Origin of the sequence: Erythrobacter tepidarius (assembly GCF_002155695.1) — a bacterium.
Classification (GTDB): Bacteria; Pseudomonadota; Alphaproteobacteria; order Sphingomonadales; family Sphingomonadaceae; genus Erythrobacter; species Erythrobacter tepidarius.
Genome location: NZ_MUYJ01000011.1, coordinates 36060 through 54447, shown reverse-complemented (window position 1 = coordinate 54447; position 18388 = coordinate 36060). Strand labels below are relative to the sequence as shown.

At 66.1% G+C, this 18388-nt stretch carries 27 protein-coding genes; 20 read left to right on the top strand and 7 right to left on the bottom strand.

The window, feature by feature from the left end:
* Positions 1-77: 77 nt before the first annotated feature.
* Genes acpS through pyrE form a run of 4 tightly spaced genes read right to left on the bottom strand, consistent with a single transcriptional unit; the run spans position 78 to position 2111 of the window.
* A complete protein-coding gene (gene acpS, locus BZF61_RS11695; protein WP_086619455.1) occupies positions 78-506 on the bottom strand; it encodes a holo-ACP synthase in 429 nt (142 codons plus the stop codon).
* On the bottom strand, positions 503-787 hold the full coding sequence (locus tag BZF61_RS11690; RefSeq protein ID WP_086619454.1) for a pyridoxal phosphate biosynthetic protein: 285 nt from the start codon (positions 785-787) through the stop codon (positions 503-505). Before BZF61_RS11690 ends, acpS begins: the two co-directional genes overlap by 4 nt.
* On the bottom strand, positions 784-1533 hold the full coding sequence (locus tag BZF61_RS11685) for a pyridoxine 5'-phosphate synthase (RefSeq protein WP_086619452.1): 750 nt from the start codon (positions 1531-1533) through the stop codon (positions 784-786). The genes BZF61_RS11690 and BZF61_RS11685 overlap by 4 nt, the downstream gene beginning before the upstream one ends.
* Positions 1530-2111 carry an orotate phosphoribosyltransferase gene (gene pyrE, locus BZF61_RS11680; RefSeq protein ID WP_086619451.1) on the bottom strand — a complete coding sequence of 194 codons (582 nt, stop codon included), beginning with the start codon at positions 2109-2111 and terminating at the stop codon, positions 1530-1532. Before pyrE ends, BZF61_RS11685 begins: the two co-directional genes overlap by 4 nt.
* A gap of 243 nt (positions 2112-2354) precedes the next feature.
* Between pyrE and coxB the strand changes: the two genes are divergently transcribed.
* The 16 genes from coxB (at position 2355) to BZF61_RS11605 (ending at position 14085) form a co-directional block, all read left to right on the top strand.
* Entirely contained in the window at positions 2355-3401 is a 1047-nt protein-coding gene (coxB, locus tag BZF61_RS11675) for a cytochrome c oxidase subunit II (RefSeq protein WP_086619449.1), read from the top strand.
* Between the two features lie 35 nt (positions 3402-3436).
* Positions 3437-5149, top strand: coding sequence for a cytochrome c oxidase subunit I (gene ctaD, locus BZF61_RS11670; protein WP_086619447.1), 1713 nt, complete (start codon positions 3437-3439; stop codon positions 5147-5149).
* Between the two features lie 97 nt (positions 5150-5246).
* Positions 5247-6176: a heme o synthase gene (locus BZF61_RS11665; RefSeq protein WP_086619445.1), complete on the top strand. Its 930-nt coding sequence runs from the start codon at positions 5247-5249 to the stop codon at positions 6174-6176.
* Positions 6173-6304: a hypothetical protein gene (locus BZF61_RS16070; protein WP_281251532.1), complete on the top strand. Its 132-nt coding sequence runs from the start codon at positions 6173-6175 to the stop codon at positions 6302-6304. Before BZF61_RS11665 ends, BZF61_RS16070 begins: the two co-directional genes overlap by 4 nt.
* Complete coding sequence (locus BZF61_RS11660) at positions 6304-6909, top strand: cytochrome c oxidase assembly protein (RefSeq protein WP_086619443.1); 606 nt, start codon at positions 6304-6306, stop codon at positions 6907-6909. Before BZF61_RS16070 ends, BZF61_RS11660 begins: the two co-directional genes overlap by 1 nt.
* Positions 6910-6942: 33 nt before the next feature.
* Complete coding sequence (locus BZF61_RS11655; RefSeq protein ID WP_086619441.1) at positions 6943-7812, top strand: cytochrome c oxidase subunit 3; 870 nt, start codon at positions 6943-6945, stop codon at positions 7810-7812.
* Positions 7813-7907: 95 nt separating this feature from the next.
* The gene (locus tag BZF61_RS11650; RefSeq protein ID WP_245804610.1) at positions 7908-8183 is read left to right on the top strand and encodes a DUF983 domain-containing protein; all 276 of its coding nucleotides are present in this window, start codon (positions 7908-7910) and stop codon (positions 8181-8183) included.
* On the top strand, positions 8180-8728 hold the full coding sequence (locus BZF61_RS11645; RefSeq protein WP_245804609.1) for an SURF1 family cytochrome oxidase biogenesis protein: 549 nt from the start codon (positions 8180-8182) through the stop codon (positions 8726-8728). The genes BZF61_RS11650 and BZF61_RS11645 overlap by 4 nt, the downstream gene beginning before the upstream one ends.
* 11 nt (positions 8729-8739) lie before the next feature.
* Positions 8740-10155 (top strand): threonine synthase, encoded by a 1416-nt coding sequence (gene thrC / locus BZF61_RS11640; protein WP_086619438.1) that lies wholly within the window; start codon positions 8740-8742, stop codon positions 10153-10155.
* Positions 10155-11045, top strand: a complete 891-nt coding sequence (locus BZF61_RS11635; RefSeq protein ID WP_086619437.1) for an RsmD family RNA methyltransferase — start codon at positions 10155-10157, stop codon at positions 11043-11045. Before thrC ends, BZF61_RS11635 begins: the two co-directional genes overlap by 1 nt.
* 70 nt (positions 11046-11115) lie before the next feature.
* The gene (locus BZF61_RS11630) at positions 11116-11502 is read left to right on the top strand and encodes a dihydroneopterin aldolase (protein WP_086619435.1); all 387 of its coding nucleotides are present in this window, start codon (positions 11116-11118) and stop codon (positions 11500-11502) included.
* Positions 11503-11506: 4 nt separating this feature from the next.
* Entirely contained in the window at positions 11507-11824 is a 318-nt protein-coding gene (locus BZF61_RS11625; protein WP_086619433.1) for a Rossmann fold domain-containing protein, read from the top strand.
* Positions 11817-12881 (top strand): GTP 3',8-cyclase MoaA, encoded by a 1065-nt coding sequence (moaA, locus tag BZF61_RS11620; RefSeq protein ID WP_086619432.1) that lies wholly within the window; start codon positions 11817-11819, stop codon positions 12879-12881. The genes BZF61_RS11625 and moaA overlap by 8 nt, the downstream gene beginning before the upstream one ends.
* A gap of 1 nt (position 12882) precedes the next feature.
* Complete coding sequence (locus BZF61_RS11615; RefSeq protein WP_086619431.1) at positions 12883-13122, top strand: MoaD/ThiS family protein; 240 nt, start codon at positions 12883-12885, stop codon at positions 13120-13122.
* 3 nt (positions 13123-13125) lie between these two features.
* Complete coding sequence (locus BZF61_RS11610; protein ID WP_425429624.1) at positions 13126-13578, top strand: molybdenum cofactor biosynthesis protein MoaE; 453 nt, start codon at positions 13126-13128, stop codon at positions 13576-13578.
* Positions 13579-13647: 69 nt separating this feature from the next.
* Positions 13648-14085, top strand: coding sequence for a hypothetical protein (locus BZF61_RS11605; RefSeq protein ID WP_086619429.1), 438 nt, complete (start codon positions 13648-13650; stop codon positions 14083-14085).
* Positions 14086-14151: 66 nt separating this feature from the next.
* Here the strand turns inward: BZF61_RS11605 and BZF61_RS11600 are convergent, their stop codons facing one another.
* Both BZF61_RS11600 and BZF61_RS11595 read right to left on the bottom strand, forming a co-directional pair.
* On the bottom strand, positions 14152-14841 hold the full coding sequence (locus BZF61_RS11600) for a Crp/Fnr family transcriptional regulator (protein WP_086619428.1): 690 nt from the start codon (positions 14839-14841) through the stop codon (positions 14152-14154).
* Positions 14838-15299 (bottom strand): hypothetical protein, encoded by a 462-nt coding sequence (locus BZF61_RS11595; RefSeq protein WP_143737033.1) that lies wholly within the window; start codon positions 15297-15299, stop codon positions 14838-14840. The genes BZF61_RS11600 and BZF61_RS11595 overlap by 4 nt, the downstream gene beginning before the upstream one ends.
* Positions 15300-15575: 276 nt before the next feature.
* Between BZF61_RS11595 and rplU the strand changes: the two genes are divergently transcribed.
* The 4 genes from rplU to BZF61_RS11575 all read left to right on the top strand — a co-directional run bounded on the left by rplU (position 15576) and on the right by BZF61_RS11575 (position 17654).
* Entirely contained in the window at positions 15576-15950 is a 375-nt protein-coding gene (gene rplU, locus BZF61_RS11590) for a 50S ribosomal protein L21 (protein ID WP_086619425.1), read from the top strand.
* Positions 15951-15964: 14 nt separating this feature from the next.
* Positions 15965-16234, top strand: a complete 270-nt coding sequence (gene rpmA / locus BZF61_RS11585; protein ID WP_086619423.1) for a 50S ribosomal protein L27 — start codon at positions 15965-15967, stop codon at positions 16232-16234.
* Positions 16235-16446: 212 nt separating this feature from the next.
* Positions 16447-16998 (top strand): GNAT family N-acetyltransferase, encoded by a 552-nt coding sequence (locus BZF61_RS11580; RefSeq protein ID WP_086619422.1) that lies wholly within the window; start codon positions 16447-16449, stop codon positions 16996-16998.
* 56 nt (positions 16999-17054) lie between these two features.
* Positions 17055-17654 carry a TetR/AcrR family transcriptional regulator gene (locus BZF61_RS11575; protein ID WP_086619420.1) on the top strand — a complete coding sequence of 200 codons (600 nt, stop codon included), beginning with the start codon at positions 17055-17057 and terminating at the stop codon, positions 17652-17654.
* Here the strand turns inward: BZF61_RS11575 and ygfZ are convergent.
* A complete protein-coding gene (gene ygfZ, locus BZF61_RS11570; RefSeq protein WP_086619419.1) occupies positions 17651-18385 on the bottom strand; it encodes a CAF17-like 4Fe-4S cluster assembly/insertion protein YgfZ in 735 nt (244 codons plus the stop codon). The genes BZF61_RS11575 and ygfZ overlap by 4 nt on opposite strands.
* Positions 18386-18388 lie beyond the last annotated feature (3 nt).

The following is an 18388-nucleotide window of genomic DNA, read 5'->3' as shown; positions in this document are numbered from 1 at the left end:
GCGCACGGGCGCAGCGTGCTCCGCGCGCGTCAGAGCGGTGGTTTCATCCTCGGGCGATCGGGGGGGCTCGGAATGGTTCAAGGTGTGGTTTCGCTGCTGTTCAGGGCCAAGGGGAGGGCTTCGATGATCACGAAGGCCTGCGCCCAGGGATGATCGTCGGTCAGGGTGAGGTGGATGCGCGCCTCATGGCCCTTCGGCGTGATTTCTTCAAGCCGCAAAGCCGCCCCGCCTGTCAGCGCGAGTGTCGGGGCGCCCGAAGGGCCATTGACGACCCCGATGTCCTTCATGAAGACCCCGCGCCGAAAGCCCGTGCCGACCGCCTTGGAAAAGGCCTCCTTGGCGGCGAAGCGTTTCGCATAGGTCCCGGCGATGGTGTAGGGCCGGCGGCGCGCCTTGGCGATCTCGACCGCGGTGAACACGCGGTTCTCGAACCGCTCGCCATAGCGCGCAAGCGACTGGCCGATGCGCTCGATATTGCAGAGGTCTGAGCCCATGCCGATAATCATTTGAATGCCCGTATGATGACGGCCACCAACAGGCCGACAGCCACCAGGTGCAGCATCACCTGCGCCTTGAACAGCGGATGCGCGAAATCGCCCTTGGCGACGCGAATCGCGCCGACGAAGCCGAAGATCATCAGCATCAGCCAGCCAACCGCGAAGACCTGCATCACCCCGGTGCCGAGCGAGAGTCCGAGGAAGCCCACCGCCAGCAGGAAGAGCGCCGCCGCGCCCAGCGCCCAGCGCTTCTGTTCGGCCGACAGGGCGGGGAGATCGGGCTTGCTCATCGGGCTGCATCCATCAATTCGCGCATCCGGCGGATCGCACCCGCGAGGCCGACGAACACCGCCTCGCCGATCAGAAAGTGGCCGATGTTGAGCTCGGCGATCTGGGGAATCGCGGCGATCGGCTGGACGTTGTCGAAGGTCAGGCCGTGGCCGGCGTGCGGCTCGATCCCGTTCTTGGCGGCGAGCGCGGCCATGTCGGTGATGCGCTTCAACTCGCGGGCGACCCTTTCGCGGTCACCATCGAGACAGGCATGGGCATATTCCCCGGTGTGGAACTCGACCACCGGCGCGCCCAGCCGCAGCGCGGCATCCAATTGGCGCTCGTCGGCTTCGATGAACAACGAGACACGGATGCCCGCGCCCTTCAGTTCCTCGATGATCGGCACCAGCGTGTTGTGCAGCCCCGCCGCGTCCAGCCCGCCCTCGGTGGTGCGCTCCTCGCGCCTTTCGGGGACGATGCAGGCGGCATGGGGCCGGTGGCGCAAGGCGATGGCGAGCATCTCGCGGGTCGCGGCCATTTCGAGGTTCAAGGGCAGGTCGGTCGCGGCCTGAATGCGCGCGAGATCCGCGTCGCGGATGTGGCGGCGATCCTCGCGCAGGTGCGCGGTGATCCCGTCCCCGCCGACCGCTGCGACGATCGCCGCCGCGCGCACCGGATCGGGATGGTCGCCCCCGCGCGCGTTGCGGATGGTGGCGACGTGATCGATGTTGACGCCGAGTCGGAGACGGGAGGAGGGCAGGGTCATTCCTTGCGACTACCGGGCTTTGTCACTTCTACGGCAGCCAGCGCAGGCGGGATGTCGTTTTCGCCATAGGTGGGAAAATCAATGGCGAGCAGCGGATAGAAGGGCACGCCGAGATCGACCGAGCCGCAGGATCGGTCGATGATGGCGCATTCGGCAATCACCTGGCCGCCTTGCCTTGTCACGGCGGCGATGGCTTCGCGGCTGGACAGGCCGGTGGTGACCACGTCCTCGACCATCAACACCTTCGCGCCCGGTTCCAGCGCGAAGCCGCGGCGCAGCTCAAAGACACCGTCGGGCCGTTCGAGGAACAGCGCATCCTTGCCCAGCGCCCGGCCGACTTCATGGCCGATAATGATCCCGCCCATCGCCGGGGACACCACCACATCCACCGCCTCGCGCACCGCGGCGGGGATGCCCGCGACCACCGCCTCGGCCAGCCGCGCGGCCCGCGCGGGGTTCATCAGCACCCTTGCGCATTGCAGGTAATGACCGCTGTGGCGGCCAGAGGAAAGCTTGAAATGGCCTTCCAGCAGGGCGCCGGCAGCACGGAATTCATCCAACACTTCATCTTCGGTCACGCGCGAACTCCAGCAAAAATATGGCGCAAAGCGCCAACTTGCGCGGGCAACATGGGGGTTTGCATAAAATTCTCCCTAGAAGCGCTTGAGGCCCTCGGCAAGCATCGCTAAGGGCGGAGAACATGCCGACCCTAAGGGGTAGGCCAGACGCTGTCAGCCATCAGCCTCAAGGGGCGCGCGGCGGGCGGCACGGGATCAGAATCGAACCACTTGGGCACAGACATGGGTCAAAGGCACACCCGTATGAAATTGGCTTTCCTCGCGGCGATTGCCGCTGGGCTGGCGGCGATTGCGCCGATGGCGGCTGCCGCACAGGATCCGGCCGCGTCCGCTCCTGCTGCGGTCGCTGTCGATGCGCCTGCTCCTGCCGCCGCCGCGCCGGCGGCTGATGTCGCCGCGGCGCCGGCCGATGCTGCGGCCGCGGTCGAGGCGCCGGCGAGCACTTACACCCCGATGGCCCCGACTGAGGGCAAAGGCATGCCGACCGATCCGCGATCCGGTGAGCCGGGCGCGATGGCCAAGAGCCTGACCTTCCAGGACCAGTACACCGACAACGGCGAATATGCGCTGGGGATGCACAACTACGTCTTGTTGCCCGTCATCACCACGATCAGCCTGTTCGTGCTTGGCCTGTTGCTGTGGGTGATCGTGCGCTTCAACCGCCGCGCCAATCCGGTCGCTTCGAAAACGACGCACAACACCATGATCGAGGTGGTGTGGACGATCGTTCCGGTGATCATCCTGGTGGTGATCGCGGTGCCCTCGATCACGCTGCTGGCGCGCCAGTACGAGACCCCGCCGGCCGATGCCGTGACGATCAAGGCGACCGGCTATCAGTGGTACTGGGGTTACACCTACCCCGATCACGGCGAGATCGAAGTGATCTCCAACATGCTTGATAATGCCGAAGCCTTGAAGCGCGGCGAGCCGACCCATTTGGCGGTGGACAACCGCATGGTGGTGCCAGCCGGCGTGCCGCTGCGCATTCAGACCACCGCGACAGACGTGATCCACGCTTTCGCGGTGCCTTCGCTGTGGTTCAAGATGGATGCGGTGCCGGGGCGGCTCAACGAAAAGATGCTGACCATCAAGGAGCCGGGCGTCTATTACGGCCAGTGCTCGGAATTGTGCGGTGCGCGTCACGCCTACATGCCGATCGTGGTCGAGGCGCTGCCTCCGGCCGAATTCGCCGCTTGGGTGAAGGCGCAGGGCGGCACGATGCCCGGCGAGGCTGCGGCGCCTGCGGCTGCCGCTGCTGCCGAGCCCGCCGCCGCGACCACCGTCGGCTGAACCAACGAGATTTGACCAGAAAAGAGTAGCTGATCATGGCAACCACCGCAGAAGGCTTCGACATCCACCACGGTCATGGGCACGACACCCATGATCACGCGGATCACAAGCCGGGCTTCTTCGCCCGCTGGTTCATGTCGACCAACCACAAGGACATCGGCACGATGTACCTGATTTTCGCGATCATCGCGGGGATCGTGGGTGGTGCGATTTCGGGGATCATGCGGATCGAACTCGCCGAGCCTGGCATCCAGTACCTGCAATGGTGGGCCCAGTTCATGGGGGGCGGCAATGATCTGAACACCGCGCTCCACATGTGGAACGTGTTCATCACTGCCCATGGCCTGATCATGGTGTTCTTCATGGTCATGCCGGCGATGATCGGCGGCTTCGGCAACTGGTTTGTGCCGCTCATGATCGGTGCGCCGGACATGGCCTTCCCGCGCATGAACAACGTCTCGTTCTGGCTGACCGTGGCGGGCTTCTTCAGCCTCCTTTTCTCGCTGTTCGTCCCCGGCGGTTCCGGCCCCGGCGCGGGCACCGGCTGGACGGTCTATGCCCCGCTTTCGACCAGCGGTTCGGTCGGCCCGGCGGTGGACTTCGCGATCTTCTCGCTGCACCTTTCGGGTGCCGGCTCGATCCTCGGTGCTACCAACTTCATCACCACCATCTTCAACATGCGCGCGCCGGGCATGACCCTGCACAAGATGCCGCTCTTCGTGTGGTCGGTGCTGGTCACCGCCTTCCTGCTGCTGCTGGCGCTGCCGGTGCTGGCCGCGGCGATCACCATGCTGCTGACCGACCGCAACTTCGGCACCACCTTCTTCGATCCGGCCGGCGGCGGTGACCCGGTGCTCTACCAGCACCTGTTCTGGTTCTTCGGCCACCCGGAAGTGTACATCATGATCCTGCCGGGCTTCGGCATGATCAGCCAGATCGTCGCCACCTTCTCGAAAAAGCCGGTATTCGGCTATCTCGGCATGGCCTACGCCATGGTCGCGATCGGCGTGGTCGGCTTTATCGTCTGGGCGCACCACATGTACACCGTGGGGCTCGACGTGAACACGAAGATGTATTTCACCGCCGCGACCATGGTGATCGCGGTGCCCACCGGCGTGAAGATCTTCAGCTGGATCGCGACGATGTGGGGCGGTAGCCTGACCTTCAAGTCGCCGATGGTCTGGTCGCTGGGCTTCATCTTCCTGTTCACCGTCGGTGGGGTGACCGGCGTGGTGCTCGCCAACGGCGGGATCGACGACAACCTGCACGACACCTACTACGTGGTGGCGCATTTCCACTACGTGCTGTCGATGGGGGCGGTGTTCTCGATGTTCGCCGGCTTCTACTACTGGTTTCCGAAGATGAGCGGGCGGATGCACTCCGAACTGCTGAGCCACATCCACTTCTGGACCTTCTTCGTCGGCGTGAACGTGATCTTCTTCCCGCAGCACTTCCTCGGGATGCAGGGGATGCCGCGTCGCTATCCCGACTATCCGGAGGCCTACGCCTTCTGGCACGAGATCAGCACCTACGGCTACTACATCATGGCCGGTTCGATGGTGTTCTTCTTCGTCAACATTCTCTACGCGCTGGTTGCGGGCAAGAAGGCCGAAGCCAACCCGTGGGGCGAAGGCGCGACGACGCTCGAATGGACCCTGCCGAGCCCGCCGCCCTACCACCAGTTCGAAACGCTGCCGGTGATCACCGACGCGCACGACTATCACGATCACCGTCCGCTCACGGCTTAGGGCACCGGACGGGATCGGCCCCCTGGCAGGGGCATGAGAAAGCTGGCGGGAGCGTAGGCGCGGGCCTGCGCTCCTTGCCGATGGAACGCAGGAGACGATGGCAAGCACCGCATCACAAACCGGCACGGCGATGCCTGCGCAATGGCGTGATTTCTTCACGCTGACCAAGCCGCGGGTGATGACGCTGGTGATCTTCACCGCGGTCTGCGGCCTGCTCGCTGCACCCGGCACGATCCATCCGGTGCTGGGCTTCACCGCAATCCTCGCCATCGCGATGGGCGCGGGCGGGTCGGCGGTGCTCAACCAGTGGTGGGAGGCCGATCTCGACGCCGGGATGAAGCGGACCAGGAACCGGCCCCTGCCCGGCGGCCGTATGCGCCGCGAGGATGCCCGCGATTTCGGGATTTTCCTGTCGGCGGCTTCGGTCGTGCTGATGGGCCTTGCGGTCGGCTGGCTGGCGGCCGCGCTGCTGTTGGTGGCCATCATCTACTATGCGGTGATCTACACCATGTGGCTCAAGCCGCGCACCCCGCAGAACATCGTCATCGGTGGCGGCGCGGGGGCCTTTCCGCCGCTGATCGCGTGGGTGGCTGTCTCCGGCGAGCTGACCGCGATGCCGATTTTGCTGTTCGCGATCATCTTCATGTGGACTCCGCCGCACTTCTGGGCGCTCGCCCTGTTCGTCGAAGCCGATTACGCCAAGGTCGGCATCCCGATGATGCCGGTGGTCGCGGGCGAGAAGTCAACCCGTCGCCAGATCTGGTGGTACACCGTTTTGCTCGCGCCGGTGGCGATTGCGCCGTGGTATATCGGTGGCACGAGCTGGATCTACGGCATGACCGCGGTGACGCTCTCGGGCCTGTTTCTCTGGCTCGCCTGGCCGGTCGTTGGCCGCCTCGCCGCGCCCGAGGACGACAAGATGCTGCCCGAAAAGAGGCTGTTCAAGTTCTCGATCGCCTATCTCTTCGCACTGTTCGCGGCGCTGGTGGTGGACCGGTTGGCAGCCTATCAGGGGTGGATCGCATGACCCCGGAGGAAGAGGCCGAGTTCAAGCGCCGCCGCACAAGCCGCAACTATGTCGTGGCCGGTGTGCTGATCTTTTTCGTGCTGCTGTTCTACGCGATCACCATCGTACGCATTGGTGGGGGCAGCTGATGGCTACCTTGCCGCCCGTCAGCCATGATGCGCAGACTGCGCGCCGCAACCTGCGTGTCGGGCTGATGGCCTTTGCCGGCGCGCTGGCGATGCTCGCCCTCGGCTATGCTGCGGTACCGCTCTACCGCCTGTTCTGCCAGGTCACCGGCTTCGGTGGCACGACCATGATCGCCTCCGAAACCCAGGCCGCGCGTGCGGCGGCAAGGGCCACGGGGCAAACCATATCGATCCGTTTCGATGCCTCGACCGCCGGTGATGTGCCGTGGACCTTCCGCCCCTCGCAGGTGACCGACACCATCACCATCGGCGAGCGCGACATCGCCACCTATGTCGCGCGCAACGAAAGCTCCAGGCCGATCACCGGTGTGGCGACCTTCAATGTCGAGCCCGAGCAGGCTGGCAAATACTTCAACAAGATCCAGTGCTTCTGCTTCACCGAGCAAACCCTGCAACCAGGTCAGGAAGTCACCATGCCGGTGCTCTATTTTGTCGATCCGGCCATGCTGGATGATCCGGGCATGAAGGGGGTCGAGCAGATCACGCTGAGCTACACTTTCCACCGCGCCGCAGACCCGGTACAACCGGCGCTTGCAGGCACCAACTGACGATCAAAGCAACCCAGGGACGGGAACGACCACATGGCTGGCACCGCAAATCACGATTACCACATTCTTGAACCCGATATCTGGCCGCTGGTCGGCTCGATCTCGGCGCTCACCTTCACCAGCGGCATGGTGCTGAGCTGGCACCCCGATCTGTTCGGCAAGGCCGCCTCCTTCGTGATGTGGGCGGGTCTTGCCGGTCTGCTGGCGACCTTCTTCATGTGGTTCCGCAACATCGTGATCGAGGCCGAACGCGGCGATCACACCCCGGTGGTGCAGCTCCACATGCGCTACGGCATGATCCTGTTCATTGCCTCGGAAGTGATGTTCTTCGTTGGCTGGTTCTGGAGCTTCTTCGACTTCGCCCTGTTCCCGGCCGCGCTCCAGTTCGACCACGAGACCGGCGCGACCACGAGCTTGTTCGGCACCGAGGGCGCGATCGCCAGCTTCATCCCCGAAGGCATGGAGGTGCTCGATCCCTTCTCGCTGCCGCTGCTCAACACGCTCATCCTGCTGTGCTCGGGCACGACCGTGACCTGGGCGCATCACGCGCTGATCCATGGCGACCGCACCGGGCTCAAGCAGGGCCTGTGGGCGACGATCGCGCTCGGCGTGCTGTTCAGCGCGATCCAAGCCTATGAATATTCGGCTGCGCCGTTCGGCTTCGGTGGCAATACCTATTCGAGCGCTTTCTACATGGCGACCGGCTTCCACGGCTTCCACGTGCTGGTCGGCACGATCTTCCTCGCCGTGTGCCTCTACCGCGCCTATCTCGGCCACTTCACCCCGCGCCAGCACTTCGGTTTCGAGGCAGCGGCGTGGTATTGGCACTTCGTCGACGTGGTGTGGCTGTTCCTGTTCGTTGCCGTTTACGTCTGGGGTGGATGGGGCGCCGAATACCACTGATGACGCCGGATGAACGGCCAAGGAAACACAAGGGGCAGTCGGGATTCGTTCCGGCTGCCCTTTCCGGTTTGTGCCCCCACTGCGGCGCCAAGACATTGTTCGATGCCGCTTCGCAGCTGGCCGATGCCTGCCGCGTCTGTGGGCTCGATTTTCTCGCGCTGGAACGCGGCGGGCGGTTTGTCGGGGTGGTGACGATGCTGCTGGCGCTGGTGCTGATCCTCGCCGCGCTCGCCGTGGACGAGTGGCTCGGGCCGCCATTGTGGGCCTCGTTGCTGATCTGGGGGCCGGTGACCGTGGGCAGCGTTGTCCTGGCCTTGCGGCTCTACAAGGCGATGTGGGTCTATCGCGGATATAGGGAGCGCCGGTGGTGAAGCCGCGCTGGCCGGTCATTCCCACCATTCTGGTGCTGGCGGCGGTCGTGACGATGATCGCGCTTGGCGTGTGGCAGCTCGGACGCAAGGCCGAAAAGGAAGCGCTGATCGCACGCTACGAGGCAGCGGCCGGGAACAGCGCCCCGGTAATCTTCCCGCGCGCGGGCAAGGGCGAGGACGTATTGTTTCGTCGCAGCCAGATCGACTGCGCCGGCCTTGCCGCGATCGAACCCGTGTCGGGCACTTCGGCCACGGGCCAGAAAGGGTGGATCCAGCGGGCGACCTGCCGTTCGGGGGTGCGTGTCGATCTCGGCTATGCCCGCGATATCGCCCCGCCCGACTTTGCGGGCGGCACCATCACCGGCATCATCGCGCCTGGCCCGCGCCTTGTCGCCGATCCGCCGGTGGCCGGGCTCCAGCCGATGGCCGCGCCCGACCCCGGCGGTCTGCCCAACAACCACCTCGCCTATGCCGTGCAGTGGTTCTTCTTCGCCGCCACTGCCCTTGTCATCTACGTGCTGGCATTAAGGCGGCGAGGGCGCTAACCCGCGCGCCTATGCAATACGTATCGACCAGGGGCAGCGCACCCGCGCGCGATTTCGAAGGGGTAACGCTCGCAGGCCTAGCCAGCGACGGCGGCCTTTATGTGCCGGCCGAATGGCCGCGTTTCACCCAGGCCGAGATCCGCGCCCTGCGCGGGCTTGCCTATCCCGATCTCGCAGCGCGCATCATGGCACCCTTCGTTGCCGGCAGCCTGACAGAGGAGGAACTCCTCGCTATCTGCCACAATGTCTATGGCGATTTCGGCCACGCTGCCGTCACCCCCTTGGTGCAGCTGGATGCGCAGCACTGGCTGCTCGAACTGTTCCACGGCCCCACGCTGGCGTTCAAGGATGTTGCGCTGCAACTGCTCGGACGGTTGTTCGAAACCTTCCTCGAACGCCGGGGCGAGCGCCTCACCATCGTCGGCGCGACCAGCGGCGACACCGGCTCTGCCGCGATCCAGGCGGTCGCGGGGCTGGAGCGGGTCGAAATCTTCATGCTCCACCCCAAAGGCCGGGTGAGCGAAGTGCAGCGTCGTCAGATGACGACAGTGCTCAGCCCCAACGTCCACAATCTCGCGATCGACGGCAGCTTCGATGACGCACAGGCCCATGTGAAGCTGATGTTCACCGATCCGCAGGTGACGGGCCGGCTCAACCTCGGCGCGGTCAATTCGATCAACTGGGCGCGGCTGATGGCGCAGGTGGTCTATTATTTTGCATCCGCGCTGCAACTCGGCGCGCCCGAGCGGACGGTGGCCTACTGCGTGCCCACCGGCAATTTCGGCGACGTGTTCGCGGGCTATATCGCGGCCAGGATGGGACTGCCGATCGAGCGCCTGATCGTCGCCACCAACATCAACGACATTCTCCACCGCGCGTTGTCTTGCGGCGATTACTCGGCGGGTGGGGTGACGCCGACGATCACCCCCTCGATGGACATTCAGGTTTCCTCCAACTTCGAGCGGCTGCTGTTCGATGCCGGCGGGCGCGACGGGGCGGCATTGGCCGAGCAGATGCGCGCTTTCGAAGCGACCAAGGCGATGCGGCTGACCGAGGCGCAGGCGCAAGCAGCCTCGGCCCTGTTCACCAGCGCGCGCGCCGATCAGGTCGAAACCGCGCGGGCCATGCAATGGGCCTATCGTGCGGCGGGACAGGTGATCGACCCGCACACCGGGGTCGGCCTGCATGGCGCGCTGTCGGTGGCGGCGGCGGGAATTGTTCCGGCCGGTATTCCGCTGGTCACGCTCGCCACGGCGCATCCGGCCAAGTTCCCCGACGCGGTCGAACGTGCAATCGGGGTTCGGCCCGCGCTGCCAGCGCGCGTGGGCGATCTGTTCGGCCGCGCGGAGAGCGTCACCCATCTGGCGGGCGACTATGCCGCCACCCGCGATCACGTGCTTGACAAAGCGGTCGGATCGCAAGGCTGATGGCGCGCCTCCTCCAGCAACCGCTGGTGATGGAATGTGCCGGCTGGAAATCCTATCGCCTGCTCGACAGTGGGGCGGGGCGCAAGTGGGAGAGCTTCGGGCCCCACGCCTTCATCCGTCCCGAACCGCAGGCCCTGTGGCAGCCGCGCGCGGTGGACTGGCCGGCGGCGGGCGAGTTCATCCCCGGCTCGGACGAAGATGGCGGCGGCCGCTGGAAATTCACCCAAAGCCTGCCCGACGAGGGCTGGGAGCTGGCATGGAACGAGGTGCGCTTCACCGCGCGCCCGACACCCTTTCGCCATCTCCAATTCTTCCCCGACATGGCCCCGGTGTGGGACTGGATGCGCTTGCAGCTGGAAGGGATGGACGCGGCCGAAACCCTCAACCTGTTCGGCTATACCGGTCTGGGCACGCTCGCCTTGTCGCGCCACGGCAAGGTGACCCATGTCGATGCCTCGAAGAAGTCCGTCGCCCAGGCGCGCGCCAATGCGGCGCTTTCCGGCATGACCGGGCGCCCGATCCGCTGGCTGACCGACGATGCGGCGAAGTTCACGGCGCGCGAGGTGCGGCGCGGCAGGCGCTATGACGGGATCATTCTCGATCCGCCCAAGTTCGGGCGCGGCCCCGAGGGCGAGGTCTGGCGGCTGGAAGAGCACCTGCCCGGCCTGATCGCCGATTGCGCCAAGCTGCTCGATGCGGACAGTCGTTTTCTGTTCCTCACCGTCTATGCTGTGCGCATGAGCAGCCTTGCGATCGCCGGCCTGCTGGCCGAGGCACTTGCCGCGCTGCCGGGCATTATCGAGCACGGCGACCTTGCCGTGCGCGAGGAGGGCGAGGGCGGGCGGCTGCTGCCCACCGCCATTTTCGCGCGCTGGTCAAATCCCCGCTAGTTCGTGTCGCATCGCGCAAGGCCGAAAACCGCTGCCCACTTTGCGGTGCAATGCTTTAAGGCCCGCGCGCATGAGTGATTCGCTTACCCTCGAAGTCAACGATCTCGTCGTTGATGTCCTCACCGGCATCTATTCCGAGGAGACCGGCAGGCCCCAGCCGCTGCGCATTTCGGTCGCGGCGCGCTACAAGGTGGCGGAGCGTTATGATCCGGACACGCCGCTCGATGCCTCCAAGAACTACATGGATCTGAAGTTCGCCGCTTCCGAAGGCCTGCCGCCAGGCGTGCACTTTACGCTGATCGAGGCGGTGGCGGACCATATCTGCCAGACCCTGTTCGTGCAGGATGCCCGGGTCGAGGCCGTGACGGTCAAGATCGTCAAGCTGGCGATTGCCGAGGCCGGCGAGCAGATCGGCATCACGCTCCACCGCGAACGTCCGGCCGATCACGGGGCGTAAGGCGATGATGCGGCAGCTGGAGATCGAAACGCTGCCCGATGCCCCGCTCGATGCGGCCGGGGCCTTCATGGCGTTCTATCTTTCAGCCGCCCGCACCGCGCTGGCCGATCCCGCGACCACTGCGCTCGTCATCCTCCTGCCGCCAGCAGGACATGACCACCGCGACTGGCGGCTCGCGCTGGCGCGCGATCTGGCGCGCGAGGCGGCTCCCAGGCGGGTCAATGTGCTTGCCGGTAAGCCGGGCGCGGCCCGCGCGGCGGCCTTACGCTTTTTGGCAGATGCCCCCGGGGTGACAGGCCATTATCTCATGTGCCATGAATGATGCCGTGCGCGCGCCCCTACCTCGCCAACCCCAGCCGATCCCGCTTGCCCAAGCGGGCGCGGCACGTCCGCTGATCGACGCCTTCCAGCGCCGTATCACCTATCTGCGCCTCTCGGTCACCGATCGCTGCGACCTGCGCTGTTCCTACTGCATGCCCGAGCGTATGCGCTTCCTGCCCAAGAAGGAGGTGCTCAGCCTTGAGGAACTCTACGCCTTGGCGACCGGCTTCATCGCCCGCGGGGTCACCAAGATCCGCATCACCGGGGGCGAGCCGCTGGTGCGGCGCGACATCATCGACCTGTTCAGCGCGCTGGGCCGCAGGCTGGGGCATGATCTGGCGGAACTGACGCTGACCACCAACGGCACGCAGCTCGCCACCCATGCCGAGGCGCTGGCCAAGGCGGGTGTCAGGCGGGTCAATGTCTCGCTCGACACGCGCGACCGGGCGAAGTTCGCCGCGCTGACCCGCCGCGACAGCCTGCCGCAGGTGCTTGAGGGGATCGCGGCGGCCAAGGCGGCAGGGCTGAAGGTCAAGCTCAACGTGGTGGCGCTCAAGGGCGTCAACCAGGACGAGCTGCCCGATCTGATCGCCTGGGGCCATTCCCAGGGCCACGATGTCACCCTGATCGAGGTGATGCCGCTGGGCGATGTCGAGCAGGAGCGGCTCGACCAGTATCTCCCGCTCGATGAAGTGCGCCGGTCGCTGGAAGCGTGCTGGACGCTGAAGGACATTGCCTACGCCACCGGCGGTCCGGCACGCTATGTCGAGATCGCCGAAACCGGCGGCAGGCTCGGCTTCATCACCCCGCACACGGGCAATTTCTGCTCGGGCTGCAACCGGCTGCGGGTGACGGCAACGGGGCAGCTCTACCCCTGCCTTGGCAGGGGCGAGCGGGTCGATCTGCGCGCCGCGCTGCGGTCCGAGGCACCCGAAGCGAACCTTGCCGCTGCGCTCGACGAGGCGCTGCGGATCAAGCCGGAAAAGCACCACTTCCGCATGGACGCACGCGGCGCGGCCCCGGCTGTTGCGCGCCACATGTCGATGACGGGGGGGTGAGGTGATCACCATCGTCCTGCTCGGCAAGCTCGCCGACCTTGCCGGGGCGCCATCGCTCCAGCTTGCAGCCCCGCTCGACTGGACCGGACTCAGGGCCGCGCTGCCGCCCGCATTGGCCGAAGCCATCCAAGATCCGCGCAACCGCGTCGCGCTCAACGGCGCGCTGCTGGCCGACAAGGCGGGCCTGCAGGCGCGCTCAGGCGACGAGATCGCGCTGCTGCCGCCGGTGTCGGGGGGGTGACCCATGCCGATGCGCGACATCCGCCTGCTCCACGAAATGTTCATTCCCGGCACGCTGATCGGCCCGTTCACGCAGGCCAATCCGGGGCTTGGGGGCGTATGCACCTTCGTGGGCGAGGTGCGCCATGATCACGGGGTCGAGGCGCTCGAGCTGACCCATTACGAACCGCTGACCCTGCCGGGGATGCATGATCTGGCTGACCGGGCGTTCGAACGCTTTGAACTGATGGGCCTGCTGATGGTTCACCGCGTCGGGTTGATGCGGCCCGGCGAGCCGATCGTCTGCGTCTCTGCCGCCGCGATCCACCGCCGCGACGCGATCGACGCGGTCGATTTCTGCATGGACCATCTCAAAGGCGCCGCCTGGTTCTGGAAGCGCGAGAAGCGTGGCGGTGTGTGGCACTGGATCGAGCCGCGCGAACAGGACCACGCCGATCTGGCGCGCTGGCGGGCCTGATTTGATCCGGGTCAAAGCACATCGGGCCGGACGGGGATAATCTCCCTGTGCACATCCGGAGGATCACCCATGAGCCATATTGTCCACGATCTCATCGCCCGCGGCGAGGCGCGGGTTGTCGATCATCGCGCTGTTGCCCCGGTGCGCCATCAGGTCGAGGCGGACCGCAATTTCGGCCTGCCGACCGCGCTCTACGCGACGACCATCGCCTGCTATCTCGGCTTTCTGGCAGTCGTCGGCAGCGCCTTCGCCAATCCTGTGCTGGCGATCCCGCTGGCGATCATCGTGCTGCTGATCGCCGCCGCCTTCGGCGTCCCGGCGATCTGGACGCGCCTCAAGGACAATGCGTCCGAGCCGGAAACGCTGGGCGAATTCGAGGCCCGCGGAGTGATGACCAATACCGGTCGCCTGAGCGCGCGCGATGCCGCCACACAGGTGCTGATCCTGCCGGTGCTTTTGGTGTGCTGGGGGATTGCGGTCGCGGTGATCGCCGCGATTGTCGCCTGATCACCGCTTGACGGGACATCTTACCGAAGGCGGGGCGGCAGGCGCGCGCTTGCCGCCCCGCCTTCCTTATCGTCCCGAGATGTCCTGAAGCAGTTCCAGATCGCGGATGATGATCCCGCGCTTGCCCTCGCGCTGGATCGCACCGGTGCCTTCCAGTTCGCCCAGCTTGCGGCTCACCGTCTCGATCGTCAGGCCGAGCATGTTGGCGATCTCGCCGCGCGTCAGCGGCAGGTCGAAGCGCTTGGCCGGATGGCACGAGGTGTCGCTTGCGGCCTGTGCGAAATCGTGCAGCAGCGCGGCCAGCCGCGCCTCGGCGCTGGCATGGCCGGTGAGTTCGAGCAGCGTGCGGGTTGCCAGCAGATCGGCCTGGCTGCGGCGCAGCAATGCCCGTGCAAGCGCTGGGTAATCCTCGATCGCCCGCTCGATATCGGCCTTGGCGAAGGTGCACAGCCGGCTCTCCGTCAGCGCGACCACGTCGTGATGGGCAAAGGGGGCGAAAAGTTCGCCGATGAAGCCAGCGGGATGGACCAGTGCCAGGATTTGCTCGTTGCCCTCCACGTCCACCGCCGACACCTTGAGCGCGCCGCTGAGCAGCGTGGCGCAGGCGGCGTCCTCGTCACCGGCGGCGAACAACATCTCGCCGCGCTTGAGCGTGCGGGTGCGCCCGGCGGCGGCCATCGCATCGCGTTCCTCCGGGGTAAGCACGGCGCAGGCCGCATGTTCCTTCACCGGGCAGGTGCTGCAGGTGAGGTTCATTGTCCCATTTCCTCCCACAGACGCGCCATCGCTGCGTCTTGCGCTTGAACGAGCGTCAGCACCCGCGAACGGGTGGCCTCGATCTCTTGCCCCGGTGCGAAGCTGATGGCGCTGTCGGCCGCGAGCTGGTCCAGCTCGGCGAGCACCGCCGATGTCGCCGCGCGCTGCGCCGCCAGATCGGCCATCGCCACCAGCGCGCGGGCGCGCGCATCGCTTTCGACCGGCTGGCGATAGGCCGCGCGGGCGAGCCGGGATGCAGTGGGTTGCTGGCTGGTGAAGGCCGCGTCGGCGGCGATCGCCCGGGCGGCCAGTTGCGCAAGCGCGGCGGGGCTGGCTAGCGGGCGAGTCGCTTCGGCGGGGGAGGACGGCGTGGTGGCGGGCGGCGCGGTTTCGAACGGGCGTAGCGCCAGCGACGGATAGCGCGGCTCACCGCTGGCGCAGGCCGCAAGGCCCGCCATCAGCGGCAGCAAAACCCGGAATTTTGATGGCACAACCATATTGACCCCACGTCTCGTTACCATGCACCCGCGCCAATGGCAAAGCCACCCCTCAAATCGCGCCGCGACCGGCCGACGCATGATTTTTGCTGGGCGAGGGCGTTGACTTGGCCGCGCCTTTCCCCTAACGGCACCCATCTTTCCGGGGCTGCACCTTTGTCAGCCTCGCACTGACGTTCGGTTGGCATGGCTCGCCATTCTCTGCCGGACACAGCTCAAGATCGAGAGTAAAAAGCCATGTTCGCTGTAGTGCGCACGGGCGGCAAGCAATATCGGGTTGCCGCCGGAGACAAGATTGCCGTTGAAAAGCTCGCAGGCCAGGCCGGCGATACGATTACGCTGGGCGATGTCCTGCTGGCCGGTGAAGGCGATACCTTGGCCGATGCCAAGTCGGTGACGGTTTCGGCCGAGATTATCGCCCAGGCCAAGAGCGAGAAGGTGATCGTCTTCAAGAAGCGTCGCCGTCACAACTATCGCCGCAAGAACGGCCACCGCCAGCAGATGACCTTGCTGCGCATCACCGCCGTGGGCGCGGGCGAAGCGGCGAAGCCGAAGAAGGCCGCTGCCAAGAAGACCAAGGCCGATGCTGCGGCAGAAGCGGCTGCAGAATAAGGAGCGAGTGAACCATGGCACACAAGAAAGCAGGCGGTTCGTCGCGCAACGGTCGTGATTCGGCCGGCCGTCGCCTTGGCGTGAAGAAGTTTGGCGGCCAGGAAGTGGTCGGCGGCAACATCATCATTCGTCAGCGCGGGACCAAGGTCTACCCGGGCGTCAACGTGGGCATGGGCAAGGACCATACCCTCTACGCGCTCGCCGAAGGCGTGGTGCGCTTCCACTCGGGCAAGCTCGGCCGCAAATATGTGTCGGTCGATGCCATGGCCGAAGCCGCCGAATAGGCCGACGATTCGCTAAAGGGATCGTCCGGCAAGGATGGTCCCGGTGGGTGAAAGGCCCGCCATATGAGGGAGACGGGACTGTCCTCGCCAGAGGGAGTCCGTCTCCCTTTTTGCGTTCTCCCTCGCAATTCGCGGAATTACAAAGTTTCGCGGCCATGAAATTGTCATGCGTCTGCCCTAGGGGCAGGCGCGGGGCGAGGAAGGGAGAACCCGTGTTCCATCGGAGCCAAAGACTGTTGCTCAGGCCGATCTGGCCGGAAGACTGGCAGGCCTTGCTCGACGGCATCGCCGACGAGGGGGTGGTGCGCAATCTTGCCGGCATCCCGTGGCCCTATCGCGAACAGGACGCGCGCGATTTCACCGCCCTGCCGGTCGATCCGCTCCACCCCCGCTTCCTGATCACCCGCGCCGCCGACGCGCGGGCGATCGGCTGCATCGGCCTTGGCCCCCTTGGCGAGGCCGCGAATGATTGCGGGACGCCCGAACTGGGCTACTGGGTCGCGCGCCCGCATTGGGGTCAGGGCTATGCCACCGAGGCGGCCGCGGCGGTACTCGAGATCGCGGCGGCGCTGGGCCACCGCGAACTGGTTGCCTCCCACTTCCTCGACAATCCCGCCTCGGGCCGGGTGCTGCGCAAGCTCGGCTTCGAGCCGACCGGGCGGATCGCTCCGCGCTGGTCGTGCGGGCGGGGCGCTTATGCGGATGCGGTGCAGTATCGCAAGCTGCTTGATGCGAGCGTCGGGATAAGCCAGCGCGCCGCATGAGCCGTTGCGGCGCGCGGCTTGTTCACGCCTCCAAAAAGCCCTAGGGCAAGGCGCCTATGATCGTTCGCAAGAGGCTATCCCCCGAGGAGTCGCGCAATTCCGCACTGGAGGCGGCGCGCGCCCTGCTGATCGAGACAGGGCCGCAATCGGTCACGCTCAAGGCTGTCGCGGCGCGGATCGGGCGCACCCATGCCAATCTGCTGCATCATTTCGGCTCGGCTTCGGGCTTGCAGAAGGCGCTTGCCGAACATTTGGCGCGCTCGGTGTGCGAGACGATAATCGAGGCGGTCCATGCCAGCCGTGCCGGGCTTGGTTCGCCGCGCGAGGTGGTGGATCTCGCCTTCGACGCCTTCGACCGCGAGGGGGCGGGCGCGCTCACCAGCTGGATGCTGCTGACCGGCAACGAGGACGCGCTCGATCCGATCATCTCGACCATCCACGATCTGGTCGATGAACTCGCGCCAGGCGAGGCCGGGCCATCCGGCGGGGCGCAAAATATCCACCGCGACACGCTGACTCTGGTGCTGATGGCGCTCGGCGATGCGCTGATCGGGGCGGCGCTGGCGAAGTCGCTCGGCCTGCCGCGGGATGCGGCGCGCGAACGGGCGACCGCAATGCTCGAAGCCAGCCTCGCCGATTACGCCGCCGCCGACTAGGGCGTGCCCGCCACCACGCCGGCGCGCTGCCAGGCGGGCAGGCGGGCGGGATCGAGGCTTTCCACCCGTAAGTGATCGACCGCGAGGCCGAGGTCAGGGTAGGCCGCCTGCCGCCGTGCCTCGTCCGATTCCGCCAGCGGAACCACCACCAGCCGACGGTTGACCTTCTGACGCCAGTTCATGCGCGCGGTGTTCTCCTGCCCGACGTAGCAGCCCTTGGTGAAGCTGACCCCGTTCAGCTCGACCGCATTGGTTTCGAGCCACAGGACATCGCCCAGCTCAGCGCGGCCCTCGACCACGCCGAGCGAGAGACGGTGAGCGCGCCATGCCGCGTCGGCAGGCTCGCCTCCAGGCGCCGCGAGCCAGCGGTAGCCGAGTTCGGACAGGCGCGGATCGGGCAGGGCGCCTTCGCGCGCTTGCCGGCTCCAGTGGACGGCAAGGCTGTCGTCGCGGGCAATCGCGATCCTGCGGCGCAACCGATACATCGACAGCCGCTTGACGAGTTCGTCGGCATGGGCCGCCTCGCAGTCGAGCAGCAGGTCGGCCTCGTCTGCCCAAACCAGAAAGTCGAACATATGCTTGCCCTGGGCGGAAAGCAGCGCGGCGTAGCAGGGCAGCGGCCCCTTCACGTCATTGGTGACGAGGCCTTGCAGAAAAGCGGCCACATCCTCGGCCTTGTCGAGAGGCGAGAGGCGGATGATCGTCCGCTCAGTCAATTGCGTTGCCATCATGCG

Excerpts from the sequence above, each read along its gene's own strand:
- acpS (WP_086619455.1), bottom strand. The coding sequence starts at position 506 with ATGATTATCGGCATGGGCTCAGACCTCTGCAATATCGAGCGCATCGGC.
- BZF61_RS11690 (WP_086619454.1), bottom strand. The coding sequence starts at position 787 with ATGAGCAAGCCCGATCTCCCCGCCCTGTCGGCCGAACAGAAGCGCTGG.
- BZF61_RS11685 (WP_086619452.1), bottom strand. The coding sequence starts at position 1,533 with ATGACCCTGCCCTCCTCCCGTCTCCGACTCGGCGTCAACATCGATCAC.
- coxB (WP_086619449.1), top strand. The coding sequence starts at position 2,355 with ATGAAATTGGCTTTCCTCGCGGCGATTGCCGCTGGGCTGGCGGCGATT.
- ctaD (WP_086619447.1), top strand. The coding sequence starts at position 3,437 with ATGGCAACCACCGCAGAAGGCTTCGACATCCACCACGGTCATGGGCAC.
- BZF61_RS11665 (WP_086619445.1), top strand. The coding sequence starts at position 5,247 with ATGGCAAGCACCGCATCACAAACCGGCACGGCGATGCCTGCGCAATGG.
- BZF61_RS16070 (WP_281251532.1), top strand. The coding sequence starts at position 6,173 with ATGACCCCGGAGGAAGAGGCCGAGTTCAAGCGCCGCCGCACAAGCCGC.
- BZF61_RS11660 (WP_086619443.1), top strand. The coding sequence starts at position 6,304 with ATGGCTACCTTGCCGCCCGTCAGCCATGATGCGCAGACTGCGCGCCGC.
- BZF61_RS11655 (WP_086619441.1), top strand. The coding sequence starts at position 6,943 with ATGGCTGGCACCGCAAATCACGATTACCACATTCTTGAACCCGATATC.
- thrC (WP_086619438.1), top strand. The coding sequence starts at position 8,740 with ATGCAATACGTATCGACCAGGGGCAGCGCACCCGCGCGCGATTTCGAA.
- BZF61_RS11635 (WP_086619437.1), top strand. The coding sequence starts at position 10,155 with ATGGCGCGCCTCCTCCAGCAACCGCTGGTGATGGAATGTGCCGGCTGG.
- BZF61_RS11630 (WP_086619435.1), top strand. The coding sequence starts at position 11,116 with ATGAGTGATTCGCTTACCCTCGAAGTCAACGATCTCGTCGTTGATGTC.
- BZF61_RS11625 (WP_086619433.1), top strand. The coding sequence starts at position 11,507 with ATGATGCGGCAGCTGGAGATCGAAACGCTGCCCGATGCCCCGCTCGAT.
- moaA (WP_086619432.1), top strand. The coding sequence starts at position 11,817 with ATGAATGATGCCGTGCGCGCGCCCCTACCTCGCCAACCCCAGCCGATC.
- BZF61_RS11610 (WP_425429624.1), top strand. The coding sequence starts at position 13,126 with ATGCCGATGCGCGACATCCGCCTGCTCCACGAAATGTTCATTCCCGGC.
- BZF61_RS11605 (WP_086619429.1), top strand. The coding sequence starts at position 13,648 with ATGAGCCATATTGTCCACGATCTCATCGCCCGCGGCGAGGCGCGGGTT.
- BZF61_RS11600 (WP_086619428.1), bottom strand. The coding sequence starts at position 14,841 with ATGAACCTCACCTGCAGCACCTGCCCGGTGAAGGAACATGCGGCCTGC.
- BZF61_RS11595 (WP_143737033.1), bottom strand. The coding sequence starts at position 15,299 with ATGGCGGGCCTTGCGGCCTGCGCCAGCGGTGAGCCGCGCTATCCGTCG.
- rplU (WP_086619425.1), top strand. The coding sequence starts at position 15,576 with ATGTTCGCTGTAGTGCGCACGGGCGGCAAGCAATATCGGGTTGCCGCC.
- rpmA (WP_086619423.1), top strand. The coding sequence starts at position 15,965 with ATGGCACACAAGAAAGCAGGCGGTTCGTCGCGCAACGGTCGTGATTCG.
- BZF61_RS11575 (WP_086619420.1), top strand. The coding sequence starts at position 17,055 with ATGATCGTTCGCAAGAGGCTATCCCCCGAGGAGTCGCGCAATTCCGCA.
- ygfZ (WP_086619419.1), bottom strand. The coding sequence starts at position 18,385 with ATGATGGCAACGCAATTGACTGAGCGGACGATCATCCGCCTCTCGCCT.